Origin of the sequence: Rectinema subterraneum, from assembly GCA_009768935.1 — a bacterium.
GTDB lineage: Bacteria > Spirochaetota > Spirochaetia > Treponematales > Rectinemataceae > Rectinema > Rectinema subterraneum.
On record WESA01000023.1, the window covers coordinates 20,475 to 40,484 of the forward strand.

A 20,010-nucleotide genomic window follows, 5' to 3' on the forward strand; every position below is an offset into this window, starting at 1 on the left:
CCTGAGCCAACAATAATGCAAAGTCAACATGCCAAAATAAAATAATTTTTTGTACTATAAGTATTAAAATGAATAATGATACGCGATTTTCTCAGCTTTTTATAGTATATTTGCACCTATAGACAGAAATGCTAAATACATATGCATTTTTCAGCCTTATTGCGTCCTTAGAGACTTTTTCTTTTTTTTGGGACATACTTGCCGACCATGGAAAGCGTTCGTATAGATAGCGAAATCGGCAAATTGCGCCGCGTGATCATCCACAACCCTGGCTCCGAAATAGAAGCAATGACGCCGCGGGAAGCAGAGAGAGACCTGTACAACGACATCATTCCGCTTTTTGCAGTTCAACGGGAATATGCAAAATTAAGAGATTTTCTCCACAAAGTAACAAAAACATATGAGCTTGCGGATTTGCTCGCGGAGTGTCTTGCCAATGAAAACGATAAACTGGAATTTCTGAAAGAGTACAGCCACATCAATCCGATCGCGCATATCGTCGATCAGCTTGCTCTGCTGCCTGCACAGCAACTTGCCCAGTCTCTTCTTGCTGGCATTATCGCACCTAAAGAGAGCCTTGCGCAGCACCTCAATCCGCACAGTTTTATAGCGAATCCGCTCCCCAACGCATATTTTATGAGAGACAGTGTGGCAATTATAGGCAACCAGGTGATATCTGCCGCTTTTACCTTCGATGTGCGAATGGCCGAGGCGTACATCACGAGGTTTATATTCAAGAAACACCCTGCTTTTCGGAACAATGGGTTATTGATCGATGGCCCTGCTGAGCGGAATAGGCTTTTCACGATAGAAGGTGGTGATATCCATGTGCTTTCCTCCGATGTGCTCGCAATCGGCATATCGGAAAGGACGACAGCATTTGCAATCGATCGAATCGCCCAAAGAATTGCGAGAGCGGAAGCGAGACCGATGACGATATTCGCCATAGACTTACCGAAAGAAAGGGCAACTATCCATCTCGACATGGTGTTCACGATGATCGACCGCAATGCAGCGCTTGCGTACAAACCAGTCATGCTGGGCGCGGGAAGGGCACAGGTCTACAAGCTTGATGTTCAAGCAAATGGCTCTGTTCGCTACAGCGAAGAAAAATCGTTGTTTGAGGGGCTTCGGGGCGTTGGTATTGATCTCGAACCGATATTGTGCGGAAACGGGCATTCCGTGTTCCAGGAGCGCGAGCAATGGCTTTCGGGAGCCAATTCCTTTGCGTTTGGGCCTGGCAAAATATTGATGTATTCATGCAACGCATATACTCTCGAAGCGTTAAATGCAAAAGGCTTTGCCATTCTTCCGGCCCAGGATTTTCTGGACGGAAAAGCCAATCCTGATGATTATGCGCGGCTGGCTGTTGCCTTTGATGGCATAGAGCTCGCGCGCGGTGGCGGCGGCGCCCGGTGCATGACGCTTCCCGTAGAGCGAGATTCCTTATAGCGAATAGAAAAGCGAATAACATCCCCGATGAAAGACTCGGGGCGATCAAAGAAGAGAGCATAAAAAGGGGCTATCCGAGAGAAATTCTGGGCAGCCCCTTTTGTTCAGACCCTTATTCTAATGCGTTTTCAACTGCATCCTGTCGTGGAACCGCACGTCTCGCATTTGAGGCATGTTCCGTTTCGGACCAACGTCAGGTTTCCGCAGACGGGGCATGGGTCTCCCTCATAGCCTTTCTGGCGCGCAGCTCGAATCAGAAGCACTGTTTGGTCTTTGGCAGGAGCAGGCGCAGCTGCAGCTGAAGGCTTTTTGGGCCTGGGTTCGCTTACTACATTTTCGGATTTGGCTGGCGTTTGCTTCTTGCCGCTTTCGAACGCTTGCGAACCTTTGTCCAAAATCGACTGAGTCGAGGTCGAAATCAAGTCTTCGGGCTTGACCTGGCCAAGGTCGTAGCGGTGCAGATAGGATATCGCAAGATCCCGGAATATAAAGTCCAGAACGCTCGTGGCCATTTTGAGGTAATCGTGGCCGTTGACCATTCCATTTGGCTCGAACCGCGTAAAGGTGAATGCATCGACGTATTCTTCGAGCGGTACGCCATATTGCAGACCCAACGACACGGCAATGGCGAATGAATTGAGGATACTTCTGAATGCAGCGCCTTCTTTGTGCATATCAAGGAATATTTCTCCAAGCGCTCCGTCCTCATATTCTCCTGTGCGAAGGAAGATGGAGTGTCCACCGATTTTTGCTTTCTGCGTGTATCCTTTTCGGCGGTTTGGAAGAGCTCTGCGAATGCCGCGCGGCGCAAAAGGCATGCCCGGTAGCTCAGGTTCCGGGGCTGTCTGCAACCTAGCCGGAATTGTTGATCCGGCTGTATTGTCGGCAGCCTGCGATGCTGCGCTTTCCGAAAGCTGATTTGTCTGGAGTGCGACAATTGAGTCAGCGATGAGATCGGAACCGGGAGCAAGCGCTGCCAGAGGCTGGGAAAGCTTGGATCCGTCGCGGTAGAGCGCAATGGATTTGAGCATTGATCTCCAGGCGAGCATATAGGCTCCCTTGACGTCGTCGATGCTGACATTGTTGGGCATATTGATGGTTTTCGAGATTCCGCCGGTTATGAATGGCTGGACAGCAGCCATCATTGCAATATGCGCCTGCCACGAAATACTTCGCGTTCCTCGCTTGCCGGAAGGAGTGGCGGTATCGAATACCGCGAGATCTTTTTCGGCTAGATGCGGAGCCCCTTCCAGCCCCATAGTGCCGCACGCATAGAGCTCGGCTGCCTCAATGTCGTTTTCGCTGTAACCAAGACGCGCAAGCAGGCTGAATCCGGGCACATCGGCTTCTTCTTTGGATATGCCAAGCTTTTCCAGCACATCGTAGCCAATGACATAGGGCGAAAAACAGCCTTCAAGACTGATTGAGTTCTGCAGGGCTTTTTCTGCTTTCAGGAGAGCAGATTCGGGAATGCCTTTTTCAAGGAGCGATTCGCGCGAAATGCCTGGTGCGCCTTCCAGCGTTCCTCTCCCGAGCGCATAGGCAATGATGTCGCCAATCTTGTCTTCAGAGTAACCAAGGGACCTGAGCGCTGGCGGAACCGATGTATTGATGATCTTGAAATAGCCACCTCCAGCGAGCTTTTTGAACTTCACAAGGGCAAAATCGGGCTCGATGCCTGTGGTGTCGCAATCCATAAGTAGGCCAATCGTGCCAGTGGGCGCAATAGCAGTTACCTGCGCATTCCTGAATCCATATTTTTCGCCAAGCTCGAGTGCCTCGTCCCATGACTGGCGGGCTGCTTTTACAAGGTTTTCGGGGCACAGGTGCGCTTCAATACCTTTTGGCAGCACGCTGAGGGATTCATATTCTTGTGGTGCAGCATTGTATGCGGCGCGCCGGTGATTTCGGATTACACGCAGCATGTGATCCTTGTTCGGGTTATACCGAGCGAATGGCCCAAATTCCTTTGCCATGCGTGCCGACTGCGCATAGGATTCTCCTGTCAGAATTGCAGAGAGAGCGGCGGCTACTGTGCGGCCTTTGTCGGAATCGTAGGGCAAGCCCATAACCATGAGCAGGCTTCCAATATTGGCATATCCAAGCCCCAGCGTGCGATAATCATAGCTTTTCCGTGCGATTTCTTTTGACGGGAATTGCGCCATCGCAACAGAAATCTCGAGGACGATCGTCCATAACCGTATCGCATGCCGGTAGGCAGCGTCGTCAAAGGTATTCGTTTTTTCATCGTAGAATGAAATAAGGTTCAAGGAAGCAAGATTGCATGCTGTATCATCGAGGAACATATACTCGGAGCAAGGATTGGAACCGCGAATTTCGCCGTCGGCAATGCACGTGTGCCATTCATTCACAGTCGTATGGAATTGCAGCCCAGGATCGGCACAGAGCCATGCAGCTTCAGCAATTTCGTTCCAGAGCTCGCGTGCTTTTACCTTGCGGAAGGGGCTGCCAGTTGTGCGGGCTATGAGATCCCAGTCGAGATCGTCGATCACAGCCTGCATGAATGCATTGGAAACGCGAATCGAATTGTTGGATGACTGGCCAGACACAGTATTGTAGGCTTCTGATTCCCATGCGGTGTTATAGAGAGGCAAGCGCGGTGTTTTGCCTGTCTGTGAATAGAAGGTAAGGACCTGGTGAATCCATGACGAAGGAACGCCTGCATCAAGAGCCTGCTTCACCACCTTCCGCAAAAGTATATTGCGATCCAGCAGATAGCTGTTTTCATCATCGGCTCCCATGTCTTCGATCGCAGATACCATTTCATCTGCATAGTGATTCAGCATCGCGCTGCCTGCCGCCAAGCAGGCAACTTTATATTCTTCTTCGGTTTTCCAGCGGACGAATTCGCTGACATCCGGATGATCAGCATCGAGGATAACCATTTTTGCAGCACGGCGAGTTGTGCCGCCGGACTTTATCGCGCCCGCGGATCTGTCAGCAATCTTGAGGAAAGAGAGCAGGCCGGACGAAACGCCTCCACCGGAAAGTTTTTCATTTGCGCCCCTCAGCCGGGAAAAATTCGAGCCGGTCCCCGAGCCGTACTTGAAAAGCCGCGCTTCTCTTGTGACGAGATCCATTATGCCGCCTTCATTGACAAGGTCATCCTGGACATCGAGGATAAAGCAGGCGTGCGGCTGAGGTCTCTGGTATGCTGATTCGGATTTGACTACTTGATTGGTGGCTGGATCGACATAGTAATGCCCCTGGGCAGGTCCCTCTATGCCATATACAGCGTGCAAGCCAGTATTGAACCACTGCGGGCTGTTTGGAGCGGCAATTTGATGAGCCAGCATGTAACAGATTTCGTCATAAAATGCTTTTTCATCTTCGTCTGTGTCGAAATAGTTCGCCTGGCGGCCCCATAGACACCAGGTATATGCCAGCCTATGAAAAACCTGGCGCGCATCATGCTCGGAATCATCGCCGACATCCGCTTCGCTAAGCGTTGTCTGTGAGGATGGGACGAATTTCGTCCAATCGAGAGCTTTATCCTTGGGAACGCCAGCTTTGCGAAAATATTTCTGCGCAATAATATCGCTTGCGATGGGACTCCAGAACGAAGGGACAATGACTGAATCCATCGAGAACACCGAGGTACCGTTCGGGTTCCGGATCTCGCTCCTCCGCTTTTCCCATTCGATTCCTTCGTAGGGTCCGCGCCCCGCTTTCGTAAACAAGCGCTTTATTTTCATTTCTCCCTCCTGGCAGATATTATTACACTACCTGTATTAGTATCAGATCTCAAGTCCACAATATATTGTGGTGTCTGTCGTATGGTTATATACTGCATTCCGCAGCAGGGCGCAAGGGCTTTGGCGCAGATTTTTTGAAATATTTACTTCAGCTTTATGATGACAGAATACAGTATCCCTGATATTGTTTGTGCAGAGATATGATTGTGGCGAGAAGGCTTCGATTGAAAGGAAGAGGGCTCTGGCAGACGCGAAGGGCTTTAGTTGTGCTCATTCTATCGGTTACATGGTTTATAAACCCAGCTTTCGCTGCTGAGCCTGCAGAAAAGGATATTACTCTTTCAAGCCTCGCCCAGTCGCTCAACGCCATGCTCGAATATGACCCTCTTACGCGTTCAGGAACCCTCGAAAAAAACGGAAAAACCGCTCGCTTCGCACTCGACACTCCCTATGTGCTGTTCGACTGGACTGCGCTGAAGACGCTTCCACCCCCGTACGAAGATCAAGACTCGATTAGGGTGAAGAAAGAATTCGACATTGCGCTGCGCCAGTTTTTTGACACGAAACAAGCTCCGCTGTCGAAATACTCGGTAAAGGCGATTGTCATAGATCCCGGCCACGGAGGGAAAGATCCTGGCGCAATAGGCGAATTCGAAAATTTCAAAATTCAGGAAAAAGATGTAAATCTCGCCATTGCGCATCGCCTCGCCGAATTGCTGCGCATACGATATCCAGAAAGAACCATCCAGCTCACACGTACCGATGATACCTATCCAAGCCTTGAAGAGCGGGTCGATATGGCCAACAAGATAAAGCTGGCAGAAACCGAAGCCATTATCTATATTTCGATTCATGCTAACGCATCATTCAACAAGAATACACATGGCTTCGAGGTCTGGTATCTGAATCCGAGTTACCGGCGGACGGTCGTCGACGAGCAGACAGCAAAAGAAAAAGGCGAAGATATAGCTCCCATTATCAATACGATGCTGGAAGAGGAATTTACAACGGAGAGCATCATCCTTGCGCAGAAGGTATATCAGCGCATGGGAAAAATGATCGGCGACCAGAGTCCGGCCAGAGGAATCCGCGCTGAGGAATGGTTTGTGGTACGTAACGCAAAAATGCCGTCCATACTCATCGAGGTTGGCTTTGTAACAAACAAGAACGAAGCGACTCTTCTTTCCCAGGCAGGTTACTTGAGAAGAATTGCCGATGCCATATACAATGGAGTATGCGACTTTATCGAGCATTTTGAGTATTGAAATGAGTACTGATTCAACCCGAAGGCATGCTGAGCGGTATGTAATCGCAGCGCTTATTTTAGGAGCTGTGATATTTATTCTATTGCGCGGACCAATTCTTCAATTCAACGGGATGCGTCTCTATTTTCCTGACGAGAAAGGGCAAAATCTCAAACTAGAAATGCGCCATATCGCCCCGATCGGCTCGCTCGAAGAAAAGGCCAGCGATGTCATACGAGAATTGCTCCTCGGTCCTCTTACAAGAAATTTGCAGCCTCTGGTGCATTCAGATATATCGCTTTTGCGGGTCGTAGCAGGCAAAAACAGCATCTATCTCGATTTCAGCACTGTTTCGTTGGAAGAAATCTCGGCGAGCTACAAACTGTTCAAGGAAGCAATAGAAAAGAGTCTGCACGAGACTATACCCGGAAACTATCACGTATATATTTATATCAACAGCATTTTAACCCGCTGATACCCCAAAAACGGGCTCAATATTTTTGTTTGTCATTCCCTGCGATTCATGATACTTTTACATGTATGAGCGACATCGAGAACAGCATTCCCGACAAAGCAGCTCTTGCGGAGATATATGCGAATAACCGGGCCAATTATGAAGAAGCTCTTGCCAGAGCCGTGCACGATATATCGAAGCTGCTGCAGCGCAGGGGCATTCACCCGACGATCAAAAGCCGAATCAAGGATTTCGAATCTTTGTTTGCAAAGAAAATTCGCCTGCTGAAAACTGCATGGGACGAACACCGCGATCCACTGCCAGTCAACGATGTCCTCGCAATGCGCATTATATGCCCCTTTCTCCGGGATCTGGACGAGGTGGAAAATGCACTCGCCGAGCACTATGAAATCATCGAGATAGAAAGAAAAGGACAAGACAGATCGTTCAGGGAATTTGGCTATGAATCCATTCACGTGCTCGTACACATTCCTCCTGAATTGCAGCCTCTCTGCAAGGGGCTGGAACGAGATGTCATCGAAATTCAGCTCAGGACTATTCTCCAGGAAGCATGGGCAGAGGTCGAGCACGAGCTGGTATACAAAGCGGAATTCACGCCGTTCGACGAGCCTCTCAAGCGGAAGCTTGCAGCGCTGAATGCGACGCTCACGCTTTCCGATATCATTTTCCAAGAAATCCTCGATTACCAGAAGAAGTTGAACGATGCGCTCAAGAAGCGGCGTGAAGCTTTTTACGGAAAAATTGAACAGGCGAGCGCAAAAGTATTCGGCATCGAAGAGGAGCTGAGCAGCACAATCCCGAGGCCAGTGCGGCTGAAAAAAACTTCGGGCAAAGCAATCCCTGAAGCAAGATCGAATCAGGACAGATGGGCTTCCTTGGACATCGACACGCTGCTGCTTTCGGCTCTCGATGCGCACAACGCTTCGGATTTCGATGCTGCAATTTCAATATACACCGAGATTCTCTCGCGCAAGCCCGAAGCGACGATTGCTGCGGTTGTCTATAAACACCGAGGTATGGCGTTTTTTGCGCAGTCGGATTATCCCGATGCGCTGTCCGACTTTACCAGCTGCATCATGCTGGACCCTGAGTGCTACAAAGCTTTTTACTATCGGGGCGTCGTCAAGAGCATCCAGGGCGAGCTTCAGCAAGCCATCGATGATTTCAACAAAGCGCTTGAAATACACCCCTATCATTTTTTCTCGCGCTACCGGAGGGCTTTGTGCTGGTGGCAACTGGGAGATTATGTTCAGGCGCATGCCGATTGCGAGATTGCACTGCGGATCAAGCCTGAAAACAAGCTCGCCCAGGAATTGCAGAAAAAGATTGGCGAGCATCTTGCGCGAGACGAGATATAGGCGCACCCTGAAATATATTGACACTCTCATTAAATTCTGATAGGTTCTCTCCCGTTCGGCTCAAATCGCCGGTCGTCAAGGTCCCCATCGTCTAGCGGTTAGGACAGCGGGTTTTCAACCCGCCAACAGGGGTTCGATTCCCCTTGGGGATATCAAAAAATGAAAGCAGGTCGAAAAGGCCTGCTTTTTATATAGCATGAGCCTTTCAATTCGAGCGCTGTTGCTGAAATGCTGACTGAATGATCATGCGCGAGGCCCGCCTGCATTCCAGAATTCGGCATATGCATCCAGTCCGTATTCTCTCAATGCGTCTCCGAAGCTGAAAAATTTCTCTTCGGCTTTATCTACCGCTTTCAGAATCTCGCTTTCGAGCTCAAGAGAAGAAAAATACGCACGAAGATCCTCGAAATCAGGCTTGAGAACTGGATGTTTCGGGCTGAACAGAACACAGCAATCCTCATAGGGAAGGATTGAGATAGTATAGGTCCCGATACGCCGGGCGGTCGCAATGGTTTCTTCCTTATCGATTCCTATGAGAGGCCTCAATACTGGCAGCGATGTCATGCTTTGAGAAAGGCGCAGATTTTCAGCAGTCTGGCTTGCCACCTGCCCCAGACTCTCGCCAGTGACGATCGCACGAGCCTTTATGCGGCTTGCGATCACATCCGCTGCTTTCATCATCGCCATTCTCAGCATCAGGGTGTTTGCTTCTTCTCTTCCGCCTTTTTTTATCTTGAGCTGGACTTCCGTAAAGGACACGATCCATGCATGCATGCTCCCAGTCCAGATTGCAATTCGCCTTGCGAGCTGTTCAACTTTTTTTTGCGCTTCTTCCGATGTGAAGGGGTAGGTATGAAAATAAACGCTTTCGATTGCAAGCCCTCGACGCGCCATCATATAGCCCGCAACTGGCGAATCGATGCCTCCTGACAGCAAGAGAACGCCTTTCCCCTGGCTCCCCACCGGCAAACCTCGCGGCCCTGGCGAAGTGCTTGCGTAGATATAGGCTCGTTCACGGATTTCGATGGCAATGATAAAATCCGGATTATGCACATCTACCGAAAGAGAAGAGAGCGCTTGGGTCACCGCATCTCCTGCCGCAGCAGACATTCCGTAAGAATCGAGAGGAAAGCTTTTATCCGAGCGGCGCGTTTCCACTTTGAAGCGGCGAGCCCCCCTGGCTGCTTCTTTCGAGGCTATTTCGATTGCAGCTTTTAGAATCCGTTCTGTCCGTTTTTCGGATTTTATCGCTTGCGCAATTCCATTGACGCCAGGGCAATGCTGAAGGACAAACAGAGCAAAATCCGTATCTTTTTCTTCAACGCTGAGGAAAAATCTTCCAGGATATTCTTCCAGATCGAAATGGATTCCATGCAGTCTTTTCTGGATCTGCTCTTTCAGTCTATGCACGAATTCGCGCCTGTTGCCAAGTTTAAGTTCGATTTCTCCGGGTTTTATGAGAAAAAAAGTGCGCATGAAGGTTGTAGTATCAGGTTTTCAGCGTTCTGTACAAGTCCTCGGCCTGTTCAAGGAATATATCGATTTCGTGTTCTGATGTGAGTATGCCTGTCGAAACACGGATCGAAGAAAAGGAAATGTCTTCCGGGACGCCCATGGCCTTGAGTATCCTGCGCCCTTTTTCCTTATGGCGAGAAGAACAGGCTGATCCAGTAGATATCGCTATTCCTCGATCCGAAAGGGCGCGCACCATGGTTTCGCCTCCGACGCCCGGGAAGCTGAGCGAGACAATGGAAGGCACAAATCCATTGTCCTTGGGTTTTCTCTCAGGAACAACCACTGCTCCCTTGATGCGAGCGACGCCTTCGAGGAGGCGCAATTCCAGTGATTGGGCATGAGCGACATATGTTTCCAGCAATTGCTGCGCTTTTTCTCCTGCCAGGCTGAATGCAAGCGCGCCGAATAGATTTTCTGTTCCGGGGCGGATACCTTTTTCCTGGCCGCCGCCGCATACAAAGGATTCGAGCGGACGACCAAGCCAGAGCGCTCCCACGCCTTTCGGGCCGCGTATTTTGTGCGCCGAAAGTGCAATGCTGTCCGCGCCCATGCAGTATTCAGCGACAGGCAGCTTGCTGAGCATTTGTACGGCATCGACATGGAACCATGGCTTTTTAATTTTCAATGTGCGGGCTGCATCGTCAATCAAGGTCGAAACTGCGCGAATATCCTGAATCGCTCCTGTTTCGTTGTTGACAGCCATTACGCTGATAAGCGCTGTTTCCTTCCGGATATGCGAAGCGACAGCTTCCGGCACGATGTGGCCGTACGTGTCCGGGGCGACCCACGAAATCTCGATGCCTGTTTTTTGCAGCATGCGCGCCTGGCAATCGATTGCTGCATGTTCGATGCCGGAAATGATGATATGGATTTTTTTGCCCTGCGAAGCAACGCGGTTGAAATGCTTCAGGAGTGCAAGCATGGGTATATGGTCTGCCTCTGTTCCGCTAGCGGTGAATATGAGAGAACCCTGTTTCATTCCAAGGGCGCCAAGAAGGCGTGTTCTTGATTCTTCGAGGATGCTGTTTGCTTGCTTGCCTGCCCAGTGGCTGCTTGAAGGGTTTCCATAGGCTGCAAGGCTGAGTTCGAGGGCTCTGCGCATAAGTTCAGGATCGGCAGGCGTGGTGGCAGCCCAGTCGAGATACACAGGTTGCGTCATTTCTTAAATCTGCGATCGGGAATAGCTTGCGGCTCTTTTCCTGAAGCTGCGAATTCCTTGGAAAGATACAAAGCGCAATAGCAGTGCCCGTACTGAAGGATATCTTCTTTTGACCAGACGCAGGGGCAGATCGCGGGAGCATCGAGTTCGCGCGAGCCTTCTGAATCCCTGCATGGACAATGATAATAGCCGTAACGATTATAGTTTTGCGTAAGGCCGTCGACGAGGCTGTTATAGAATGCTGTATCCGGATTCAGTACCCAGCCTTGTTTCTTCGCCACCATCTGAGTGAATATGATGGTCTGTTCCCTCGTTTTCTGATTTGCCATTCGTAGTCTCCCTTCGATCAGTTCATGTGCAATGCGATCAAACTCCCAGCGTCATTTTCCAGTCAGCTTCTATAAACCCGATCAGATATTTCTTGTCATCGATCACCGCAAATGGGAAAGCGACATTTTCCTTGAAACGTTGTTTCAGCTCCTGCTTTATGGCGTTTTTTGTATCGATGGGGATAAGATCAACATAAAGATAGCGGTAAGCAAACTGGTGTGCATCGAGAAAAGCGAGGGCGCGCTTGCAGAAACCGCAGGTCGAAAGCGCATAAACCATAATCTCATGGTCAGCTCGTGATCCATCTTTTGCTACAACAGGCAAGTTCTGCAGATTCATGATACCTCCGATTTTCTTTTATTATACTATTTTCCCTGACTGCGGCATAGAGTCCGGCGTCCGTTGATAAAAGCATGCATTTCATATACATTGAGCACATGATCGAACCTTCGCGCATTCGCAATTTTTGTATTATCGCACATATCGACCACGGGAAAAGCACTCTTGCCGATCGGTTTATTGAAAAGGCACATCTCGTCGACCTGCGAAAGTTCCAGGATCAGATGCTGGATAACATGGACATAGAGCGCGAGCGAGGCATCACGATAAAGAGCCAGGCGGTATCATTGCCCTATACTGCAAAAGATGGCCAGACCTATATGCTTAATCTTGTCGACACTCCGGGGCATGTTGACTTCTCGTATGAAGTGTCGCGTGCAATCGCTGCCTGCGAAGGGGCTATTCTGGTCATTGACGCGACTCAGGGCGTAGAGGCGCAGACTCTTTCGAATATGTATATGGCTCTTGAACACAATCTGGAGATAATTCCGGCGATTAACAAGATCGATATGCCGGCAGCGGATGTCGAAGGAGTCAGGCGGCAGATCGAAAAGGATCTGGGCCTGGATGGAGATTCAGCCCTTGCGGTTTCCGCCAAACTGGGCATAGGTATCGATGAGCTTTTCGAAGCAATCGTCGAGAGGATTCCCGCGCCGGAAGGAAAGCCTGAAGATTCTCTGCAGGCGCTGATTTTCGACTCGCATTACGATCCGTATCGCGGTGCGGTCGTGCATCTTAGGCTGAAGCAGGGCACAATAAAAAAAGGCATGCATATCCGTTTCATGTCCAACGGCATTGTCCACGAGGTTGAGGAAGTAGGGCATTTCATAATAACCGCGACCCCTTCGGAAATGCTCATCGCTGGGGAGGTAGGTTACTGTATTGCGGGTATCAAGACTGTCAAGGAAGTGCATGTCGGTGACACACTCACCGATGACGAGCATCCTTGCGCACATCCTCTGCCGGGTTTCAGGGAAGTGAAGCCGGTTGTATTCAGCTCGATTTATCCGATCGATTCGGCAGATTACGAGGAACTGAGGGACAGCCTGGAAAAGCTTGTTCTGAACGATGCATCGCTTATCTTTGAAAAAGACCATTCGCTTGCGCTCGGATTCGGCTTCCGCTGCGGATTTTTGGGGCTTTTGCATCTGGAAGTTGTGCAGGAACGGCTCGAGCGCGAATACAATCAATCGATTATTATGACTGCGCCATCCGTCCGTTACAAGATTCTTCTCAAGAATGGAACCACTGTCTATATCGATAATCCCAGCGAATATCCTGATCCCGCAAGGATAGAAAGCGCGGAAGAACCATATATCAGAGCTCAGATCATAACGCCCGTCGATTATGTAGGCAATGTGATTTCGCTGTGCCTTTCGAAACGCGGAACACAGCAATCGTTCACCCATCTGGACGAAAAACGCGTGGAACTTGTTTTTGAGATGCCGTTGGCCGAAGTTCTTTTCGATTTTTATGACAAATTGAAATCGACTTCGCGGGGTTACGCAAGCTTCGATTATGATATCACAGGCTACAAGCCGACAGAATTGGCAAAATTGGATTTTCTGATAAATGGCGAACCACTAGATGCGCTTGCTATGCTTGTCTACAAACAGAGCGCATATGAGCGCGCACGCCTTATCTGTGAACGTTTGCGCAATAACATTCCGCGACAGCAATTCAAAGTGCCAATACAGGGTGCGATCGGCGGCCAGATCATCGCCCGCGAAACCGTGAATCCCGTTCGGAAGGATGTGCTTGCAAAGTGTTATGGTGGAGACATCACGCGCAAGCGCAAGCTCCTCGAAAAACAAAAAGAAGGAAAAAAGAAGCTCAAGCGCATAGGCAATGTCGAACTCGGGCAGGACGTTTTCCTCTCCGTGCTACGTGCAAGTGAAGAGGAAGAGCGCTGAGCGATTTTATAAATTGAGCGCCACGCGCGCCCAGCAAACCTAAAAATTAGCTGCCGCGCGAGCTTTATAGCCTCAGCCAATCGCCCTTTCATAGCCGCAACAAACAAAGAGAGCCGCCCATCGTGAGCGGCTCTCTTTCTGTTATGCGTGCAATTCCAGCGCGGAATATGCCGGGGCGCCAATATGATGCCAATTTAGTGCCTATTTAGCGGCGGGCGTAAAAAGCCTTGCAAATGTAGTATTGAATTCATCCTTGAGTTTTTTGGACGAAAGAATAGTATTGCGGATCTGGCTTTCCAGAGCGGTCTGGAAAAAGTACGGATAGGCGAATTTTGTATATGATGTCTCCTGTTCTGTACCTTCCGTATCTCCGGTCACCGTCATGACTACAACAGAAGCATCGAGCACAACAGGCTTGGAGATAGCGCCTTTCGGTGTCGAAAAAAGCGTTGTAAGGAACGTTTCGTTTTCTTCGGCGCCAACAAGATCGTTATCCAAGGAACGGTAAGGCTCCTGAAAAAGACCGACTTGCTGCCCATAGAAATAGAAGCTCGGTTTTCCGTAATTGAGAATGAAGGGGCCCGCTGTTTTGGCCTCAAGGCCTGTTTTCTTTGCCGCTTGGGCAAAGGAGCTTTTAGGAGCTTCCGCGGCAAATTCATCGGCTTTTGCCAGAGCCCACGACTCCATGACGCTTTTCTCTCTGTCGAAAAGATAGCTTTTTACCTCATCCAGGACAGATTGCTTCGAAAAATCGGGGGCGCTCGATTCGCTATTCACACGATAGATTGCCCAGGCATTATTGCTGATTTTGTATACAGGCGAAATTTCGCCTTTCTTGAGAGCCATTACCGCATCTGCATCCTTTTCATTCTGGAATTCATTTTTCAGATCGTAGAATATTCTTGTTCCCATGTCTCCGCCCTTGTCGGCATAGGAATCCTTGGAATGGCTCTTAGCGGCATCTTCAAAGGAAAGGCTGTTAGCCTTGATCTGGGAAAGCACCTTCTCGGCATCTTTCTGTGAACTTGTTATGGTAATTTTCGACAGGCCAATGGACCGGAAAAGAGACTCGTTGGCTTTTGCCCATTCTATCGTTTTGTCTTCCGGAAAGTTGGCATAGGAGATGTCGACATATTGGATGGATCGCTGGGGCTTGGCCATCGAAGAAACGAATTCTATTTCTGCAGTCGAAGGCGCAACCGCCATAAGGTCGCCATAGTAATTCTGGATCAGCATGTCATCCCGGAGCCTGTTTCTTATGGAAAGACGCGTGGCGAGCGGGGTCTTGTTGTATTTTTCCAAAGAAAATTTGCCGTCCACCTGGAACTGCACGTCTTTTGCTATTTCTTCGTCGATAGTCTGCTCGCTCACTTTCATTCCAGCACGCTTTGCAGAATCCAGCAGTGCAGTACGGACGACCGTGTTCTGGAAGGCGAGTCTCCAGACCTGATAGGCGTAGAGCTGGGATTGCGATTGATCCATGCCCTGCTGTTTGAGATAGTCGTTGATTTGCGAAACCTGATCGGCAAAATAGGAGTCCGAACTGTATTCAATGCGCTTGCCATTCCAAGTGCCAAAAGAAGGCGCTTGGCCTCCGGAAGAAGTACCGGTGCTGACCCCCGGTATAAGCACAAATGCAATGATCGTCAGCACGAGGATCACGATTGTACCAATATATACAAAGGGATTCCGGAAGTTTCTTTTGAGGGAACTTTCGGTTTTTTTATTTTCGGCTTTCTTTTCGATTGGGCTTTTGCCGTTGTTTGTCGTCTGTTTCTTGTTTTCTGAAGATGCCATAGTATTCCTTTCGTCCGGAAACGTAGAATAATCCTTAGATAAGCTATCATGAGCAAGTGGAATAGTCAACGACGAGCGAGCGCAAGGCAAATCAGCATCAAATTTGTAAAAAAGGGCCAAGCCCCGGCATACGGACATCGCGCAAATATTCCAGAGCTTCGAGCCGTGAGCCGAATTCATGCCATTCGGGCAATGCAATTTCAAATGGAGCGATACGCGCTTTATATTCCATTTTGGGAGATCCGGGGACCCAGAATCCCAGATAATACCAGCCTGAGTTTTTGCGCGTATTTTCCCTGTTTGAGTAATACGATACAACAGCTGCTGTTTCTATTGATACTAATTTTCCATTAAGAAGATGTGCGGCGCTTGTTGCAATGTACGCTTCCGCCATAATCGAAAAAAAACCGAGACTTCGATCTTTTGCCTCCGGAGCGAAAGAAAAATAAACAGAAGAAATTCCGTCTGGAAGCGGGTCTAAATGACTTACGGCGACCAGCCGATTCTGCGCTGCCATTTCGCGGTATTCCAAAATGAGGCTCCATGGCTCAAAAAGGCCGCAATATACTTCTTCGGTAAGATCCCCTGGTCCTGAAAAATGTTTCAATTTAGAATAACTTTTCCACAATTCAAAATGCTCGGCATTGAAAGAGGGTGGTTTTACAACTATCTGCAAATCTGAATTGAGCCGGAGGATTTTCTTCAGAGAACTGCTCAAGCGGATTTTTTCGGCATTGATCCTCAGGGGGATGCAGATATTGCAGCCGGGACATGCCATGCGGTACAGTTCGCGGCCATATCTTCTCCAGCCATGGCTGATCAGACTTCCATACAATGCAGGGTCGACAGAAGGCGCAAAGATCATATGATCGCTCAAAGATGGGCGATGATCGGGTAAATATTGACAGATGCTCCTGGTCTGAAATTGTATCGGTGATTGTCGGCTCGATAGCATCGATGTTTCCTTATATGCTTTCGTCTTCGGTTTGCAGCGGCTAGCGTATCGGATTCCTGCTTTGAATTCATTATACATTTAAAAAGCGCCTCTTTCCATCAATACTGCTTGATTGAGAGCTCTGGAGTGGATACTTTTTAATCTATGAGTATAGTCACCAAAACAGGCGATGATGGAAGTACTGGTCTTTGGTCCGGCGAAAGAATAGGGAAGGACTCCCTTCGGGTAGAGGCGTATGGCACCATTGATGAGCTGTCTTCGGCGCTTGGAATGGCCAGACACCTTTGCTTTCAGGATAATGTGCTGTATGCGATAGAATATATTCAGCGTTTGCTTTTCAGGGTTGCAGGCGAGCTCGCCTCGCTCGGCACAAGCTTCGATCGGCCGATCACTGAAGAAGATGAAAAGACTATTGAAGCCAAAACATCAGAGATTGAAGCGCGCATCCCTCTGCGCGGCTTTGTCGTTCCCGGCATGACACAAGGCTCCGCTGCGCTCGATATTGCCAGAACCATAGCGCGCAGGGCAGAGCGCCGCGTTGTTGCGCTTTCGCGTACGGATGAGATATCGCCGGTTCTCTTGCGAACGCTCAACAGGTTGTCTGATTTTATTTACATGCTCGCGCGGGAAGAAGAAGCAGCTCAAGGCAAGTTGACCTTCGTCTGAAACTTTTTCGCATTGCATGGAGGATCTCTATGAAGCTGTATTCCAGGACACAAATAATAATTGCGGTAATTGTTTCTGTTGCAATTACTTCGCTTTCGATTGCCGGAATAGTCTTGCTTCTGAATCAGCCATCGCGCCCGAAAGTTGTTTCCAGCAGCAGTTCAGCTGCCGGAGCGATCAATATGCCTGCAGCACAGCAGGGCGCAGCACAGAACGGCACAGCCTCAGGCCTCACAGCGATATCCCCTGTTCCTGCATCAGCTGAAGAGGCAAAATCGGCAAACCTCACTCAATATCTATCGGGTTACAGCCCGGAAGAAACCGAAAACATCAGCATTTATGAAAAATACAATGAATCAGTCGTCAACATCACGACAGAAGTGCTCGGCATCAACTGGTTCCTGGAGCCTGTCCCCCAAAGCGGAGGTTCCGGCTCAGGATCAATAATTGATGAACGCGGCTATGTGCTCACGAATAATCATGTTGTGGAAAAAGCCTATAAGCTGTACGTGAGCCTTTCGGATGGCAGTCGCTATGAAGCGAAGCTTGTAGGCGCTGATCCTGAAAGCGATCTGGCTGTGATAAAATTTACGCCCGAGCCTGGCAAGAAGCTCAAGCCCGTTCCTTTTGGCTCGGCAAAAAACCTGAAAGTAGGCCAGAAAGTGCTCGCAATCGGCAATCCATTCGGTCTTGAACGTACTTTGACCACAGGTATAGTGTCCGGTCTGGGGCGCCCAATCCAGAAAGATGAAACAACTATTCTGCAGAATATGATACAGACAGATGCATCGATTAATCCCGGCAATTCGGGCGGTCCGCTTTTCAATACGAAAGGGGAAATGATCGGCATCAATACGATGATCTATTCGCCATCGGGGGGGTCGGTTGGCATTGGATTTGCCATTCCTGTCGATACGGCTGTGCGCATTGTGCCGCAACTCATCAAGGATGGGAAAGTCCGGAGGGGCTGGATTGACATGCAAGCAATTCAGCTTTTCCCCAGCCTCGTCGACTACCTGAAGCAATCGGGCAAGGGGGCGCCAGTCGAGAGCGGCCTTCTTGTCTCGACCGTGACACAGGGAGGCAATGCAGACCGCGCAGGACTCAAAGGCGGCAATATGGCTGTCCGCTATGGCTCGACCGTGTTCTATATCGGCGGGGATATTGTCGTCAGTGTCGACGGCAAGCCGGTGACGAGTATCGCCCAGCTGTATTCCGCTCTTGAAGATTCGAGCCCAGGGCAGCAAGTGGTTGTTGAATTCTACAGGGGCACAAAAAAAATGAGCACTACTATCACGCTTTCGGAGCGTAAGAAGTGAAGCCATTCAAAGTTGTTGCTCCATACGGACCTGCGGGAGACCAGGGACAAGCCATCGAATCGATTGTCAACGCTCTTCAGAATGGAGAGCGATATGTGACGCTCAAAGGAGTTACTGGCTCCGGAAAGACATTTACGATGGCCAAGGTTATCGAGGCTATCCAGAAACCCGCCCTTGTCATTTCTCACAACAAAACGCTGTCTGCCCAGCTGTATCGGGAATTCAAAGGCTTCTTTCCGGAAAATGCGGTTGAATATTTCGTTTCATATTACGATTATTATCAGCCAGAGGCCTATGTCCCGTCGAAAGATCTGTATATCGAAAAAGATTCGGATATTAACGAGGAAATCGACAGAATGCGGCTTGCAGCCACCGCTGCGCTCATGGAACGCCGCGATGTTGTGATTGTTGCGACTGTTTCCTGTATATATGGCCTGGGATCGCCTGATCTGTACCGCGACATGCGTTTGTACATGGATAAAGGGTCTACAGTCGACCTCGACGAGATCAAGCGCACGCTTGTAAGTCTCCAGTACGAGCGCAATGATATGGTCCTCGAACGAGGGCGCTTTCGAATCAGGGGTGATGTGCTGGAGGTATTTCCCGCCTATCTTGAGGAAGCGTACAGAATTGAGCTCGATTTTGATACTGTTGTCCGTATCAGACGACTCAATCCCGTTACTGGAGAAGCTCACGACGAACTCGAAGAAGCAGTGATATACCCCGCAAAGCATTTTGTGATGCCGGAAAACATGGTTCAGCGTGCAGTCGAACGCATAAAAGCCGAGCTTGAAGAGCGGCACAGATTCTTTCTGGAGCATGGCAAATATCTCGAGGCAGAGCGCATAAAAGCCCGCACGGAGTATGACATCGAAATGCTCGAGGAAATGGGTTACTGCACAGGAATTGAGAATTACTCCGCCCCTTTGTCGGGCCGTAAACCCGGCGAGAGACCAGGGGTGCTTCTCGATTATTTCCCGAAAGATTTTATAACCTTTATTGACGAGTCGCATGTTACATTGCCCCAAATCGGAGCCATGTATGCAGGGGATCGCAGCAGGAAGCTTTCGCTTGTGGAATATGGTTTCAGACTGCCATGCGCGCTCGACAACAGGCCGCTTACAATCGCTGAATTTGAATCCATTGTGCCGCAGACGGTCTATGTCTCAGCCACACCTGGAGAAATCGAATTCAAGCGATCGAAGACAGTGGCAGAGCAGATTATCCGTCCCACCGGCCTTGTTGATCCTGAAATTCAGGTGCGTCCGACCGAAGGCCAAATGGAAGACATCTACGCCCGCGTCCGCGAGCGAGCGCAAATCGGCGAGCGGAGCCTGATCATTACGCTCACCAAGAAAATGGCAGAAGAACTTTCGGAATACTTGAGCGGATTAGGGCTTCGCGTCAGATACATTCATTCTGAAATCGAGACAATAGAGCGAGTCGAAATTCTGACCCAGCTGCGAGCAGGGGAATTCGATGTGCTCGTAGGCATCAATCTTCTCAGAGAGGGGATCGATTTGCCCGAGGTTTCCTTCATCGCTATTCTGGATGCTGACAAAATCGGTTTCTTGCGTTCAGCGACAAGCCTTATACAGATAATAGGTAGAGCTGCGCGAAATGCCGCAGGGCTTGTAGTGATGTACGCTGACACCATGAGCGACGCAATGCGCAAGGCTATCGCGGAAACCGAGCGCCGCAGAGCAATGCAGACCCAATATAACAAGGAGCATGGCATTACGCCACAGACCATTCACAAGAAAGTGCAGGAT

General features: G+C 49.6%; 15 protein-coding genes and 1 tRNA gene. 9 read left to right on the top strand and 7 right to left on the bottom strand.

The window, feature by feature from the left end; genetic code table 11:
- Positions 1–207 precede the first annotated feature (207 nt).
- Complete coding sequence (locus GAP13_RS07255) at positions 208–1,452, top strand: arginine deiminase (protein ID WP_158907658.1); 1,245 nt, start codon at positions 208–210, stop codon at positions 1,450–1,452.
- Between the two features lie 128 nt (positions 1,453–1,580).
- On the opposite strand, the gene GAP13_RS07260 is transcribed toward GAP13_RS07255, so the two are convergent.
- A complete protein-coding gene (locus GAP13_RS07260; RefSeq protein ID WP_158907659.1) occupies positions 1,581–5,168 on the bottom strand; it encodes an adenosylcobalamin-dependent ribonucleoside-diphosphate reductase in 3,588 nt (1,195 codons plus the stop codon).
- Between the two features lie 200 nt (positions 5,169–5,368).
- On the opposite strand from GAP13_RS07260, the gene GAP13_RS07265 reads away from it, so the two are divergent.
- From GAP13_RS07265 to GAP13_RS07280, 4 genes are all read left to right on the top strand, one after another.
- Positions 5,369–6,433: an N-acetylmuramoyl-L-alanine amidase family protein gene (locus tag GAP13_RS07265; RefSeq protein ID WP_158907660.1), complete on the top strand. Its 1,065-nt coding sequence runs from the start codon at positions 5,369–5,371 to the stop codon at positions 6,431–6,433.
- 1 nt (position 6,434) lies between these two features.
- On the top strand, positions 6,435–6,887 hold the full coding sequence (locus tag GAP13_RS07270; RefSeq protein ID WP_158907661.1) for a GerMN domain-containing protein: 453 nt from the start codon (positions 6,435–6,437) through the stop codon (positions 6,885–6,887).
- A 65-nt stretch (positions 6,888–6,952) separates the two neighbouring features.
- On the top strand, positions 6,953–8,245 hold the full coding sequence (locus GAP13_RS07275; RefSeq protein WP_158907662.1) for a RelA/SpoT domain-containing protein: 1,293 nt from the start codon (positions 6,953–6,955) through the stop codon (positions 8,243–8,245).
- 80 nt (positions 8,246–8,325) lie between these two features.
- Positions 8,326–8,397: transfer RNA gene (locus GAP13_RS07280), tRNA-Glu, on the top strand.
- A 91-nt stretch (positions 8,398–8,488) separates the two neighbouring features.
- Here the strand turns inward: GAP13_RS07280 and thiI are convergent.
- Genes thiI through GAP13_RS07300 form a run of 4 tightly spaced genes read right to left on the bottom strand, consistent with a single transcriptional unit; the run spans position 8,489 to position 11,588 of the window.
- Positions 8,489–9,721: a tRNA uracil 4-sulfurtransferase ThiI gene (thiI, locus tag GAP13_RS07285; RefSeq protein ID WP_158907663.1), complete on the bottom strand. Its 1,233-nt coding sequence runs from the start codon at positions 9,719–9,721 to the stop codon at positions 8,489–8,491.
- 13 nt (positions 9,722–9,734) lie between these two features.
- Positions 9,735–10,919 carry a cysteine desulfurase family protein gene (locus tag GAP13_RS07290; RefSeq protein ID WP_158907664.1) on the bottom strand — a complete coding sequence of 395 codons (1,185 nt, stop codon included), beginning with the start codon at positions 10,917–10,919 and terminating at the stop codon, positions 9,735–9,737.
- Entirely contained in the window at positions 10,916–11,248 is a 333-nt protein-coding gene (locus tag GAP13_RS07295; protein ID WP_158907665.1) for a ferredoxin-thioredoxin reductase catalytic domain-containing protein, read from the bottom strand. The genes GAP13_RS07290 and GAP13_RS07295 overlap by 4 nt, the downstream gene beginning before the upstream one ends.
- 37 nt (positions 11,249–11,285) lie before the next feature.
- Complete coding sequence (locus GAP13_RS07300; RefSeq protein WP_158907666.1) at positions 11,286–11,588, bottom strand: glutaredoxin family protein; 303 nt, start codon at positions 11,586–11,588, stop codon at positions 11,286–11,288.
- A gap of 98 nt (positions 11,589–11,686) precedes the next feature.
- On the opposite strand from GAP13_RS07300, the gene lepA reads away from it, so the two are divergent.
- Positions 11,687–13,501, top strand: a complete 1,815-nt coding sequence (gene lepA / locus GAP13_RS07305; protein WP_158907667.1) for a translation elongation factor 4 — start codon at positions 11,687–11,689, stop codon at positions 13,499–13,501.
- A gap of 201 nt (positions 13,502–13,702) precedes the next feature.
- On the opposite strand, the gene GAP13_RS07310 is transcribed toward lepA, so the two are convergent.
- Together GAP13_RS07310 and GAP13_RS07315 are read right to left on the bottom strand one after the other, a co-directional pair.
- Positions 13,703–15,298, bottom strand: a complete 1,596-nt coding sequence (locus tag GAP13_RS07310; RefSeq protein ID WP_158907668.1) for a peptidylprolyl isomerase — start codon at positions 15,296–15,298, stop codon at positions 13,703–13,705.
- 97 nt (positions 15,299–15,395) lie between these two features.
- Positions 15,396–16,331, bottom strand: a complete 936-nt coding sequence (locus tag GAP13_RS07315) for a hypothetical protein (RefSeq protein ID WP_306769196.1) — start codon at positions 16,329–16,331, stop codon at positions 15,396–15,398.
- 66 nt (positions 16,332–16,397) lie between these two features.
- Between GAP13_RS07315 and GAP13_RS07320 the strand changes: the two genes are divergently transcribed.
- The 3 genes from GAP13_RS07320 to uvrB form a co-directional block, all read left to right on the top strand.
- A complete protein-coding gene (locus GAP13_RS07320) occupies positions 16,398–16,919 on the top strand; it encodes a cob(I)yrinic acid a,c-diamide adenosyltransferase (RefSeq protein WP_158907670.1) in 522 nt (173 codons plus the stop codon).
- A gap of 29 nt (positions 16,920–16,948) precedes the next feature.
- On the top strand, positions 16,949–18,238 hold the full coding sequence (locus tag GAP13_RS07325) for a S1C family serine protease (RefSeq protein ID WP_158907671.1): 1,290 nt from the start codon (positions 16,949–16,951) through the stop codon (positions 18,236–18,238).
- Positions 18,235–20,010: excinuclease ABC subunit UvrB (uvrB, locus tag GAP13_RS07330; protein WP_158907672.1), on the top strand; the 1,776-nt coding region annotated here is incomplete at its 3' end. The genes GAP13_RS07325 and uvrB, both read left to right, overlap by 4 nt.

What these genes read in the sequence shown, in the direction of transcription:
- GAP13_RS07325 (WP_158907671.1), top strand. Translation starts at nt 16,949, where the DNA reads ATGAAGCTGTATTCCAGGACACAAATAATAATTGCGGTAATTGTTTCT.
- GAP13_RS07260 (WP_158907659.1), bottom strand. Translation starts at nt 5,168, where the DNA reads ATGAAAATAAAGCGCTTGTTTACGAAAGCGGGGCGCGGACCCTACGAA.
- GAP13_RS07315 (WP_306769196.1), bottom strand. Translation starts at nt 16,331, where the DNA reads ATGTATAATGAATTCAAAGCAGGAATCCGATACGCTAGCCGCTGCAAA.
- GAP13_RS07290 (WP_158907664.1), bottom strand. Translation starts at nt 10,919, where the DNA reads ATGACGCAACCTGTGTATCTCGACTGGGCTGCCACCACGCCTGCCGAT.
- GAP13_RS07300 (WP_158907666.1), bottom strand. Translation starts at nt 11,588, where the DNA reads ATGAATCTGCAGAACTTGCCTGTTGTAGCAAAAGATGGATCACGAGCT.
- GAP13_RS07270 (WP_158907661.1), top strand. Translation starts at nt 6,435, where the DNA reads ATGAGTACTGATTCAACCCGAAGGCATGCTGAGCGGTATGTAATCGCA.
- GAP13_RS07265 (WP_158907660.1), top strand. Translation starts at nt 5,369, where the DNA reads ATGATTGTGGCGAGAAGGCTTCGATTGAAAGGAAGAGGGCTCTGGCAG.
- GAP13_RS07275 (WP_158907662.1), top strand. Translation starts at nt 6,953, where the DNA reads ATGAGCGACATCGAGAACAGCATTCCCGACAAAGCAGCTCTTGCGGAG.
- GAP13_RS07255 (WP_158907658.1), top strand. Translation starts at nt 208, where the DNA reads ATGGAAAGCGTTCGTATAGATAGCGAAATCGGCAAATTGCGCCGCGTG.
- lepA (WP_158907667.1), top strand. Translation starts at nt 11,687, where the DNA reads ATGATCGAACCTTCGCGCATTCGCAATTTTTGTATTATCGCACATATC.
- GAP13_RS07320 (WP_158907670.1), top strand. Translation starts at nt 16,398, where the DNA reads ATGAGTATAGTCACCAAAACAGGCGATGATGGAAGTACTGGTCTTTGG.
- thiI (WP_158907663.1), bottom strand. Translation starts at nt 9,721, where the DNA reads ATGCGCACTTTTTTTCTCATAAAACCCGGAGAAATCGAACTTAAACTT.
- GAP13_RS07295 (WP_158907665.1), bottom strand. Translation starts at nt 11,248, where the DNA reads ATGGCAAATCAGAAAACGAGGGAACAGACCATCATATTCACTCAGATG.
- GAP13_RS07310 (WP_158907668.1), bottom strand. Translation starts at nt 15,298, where the DNA reads ATGGCATCTTCAGAAAACAAGAAACAGACGACAAACAACGGCAAAAGC.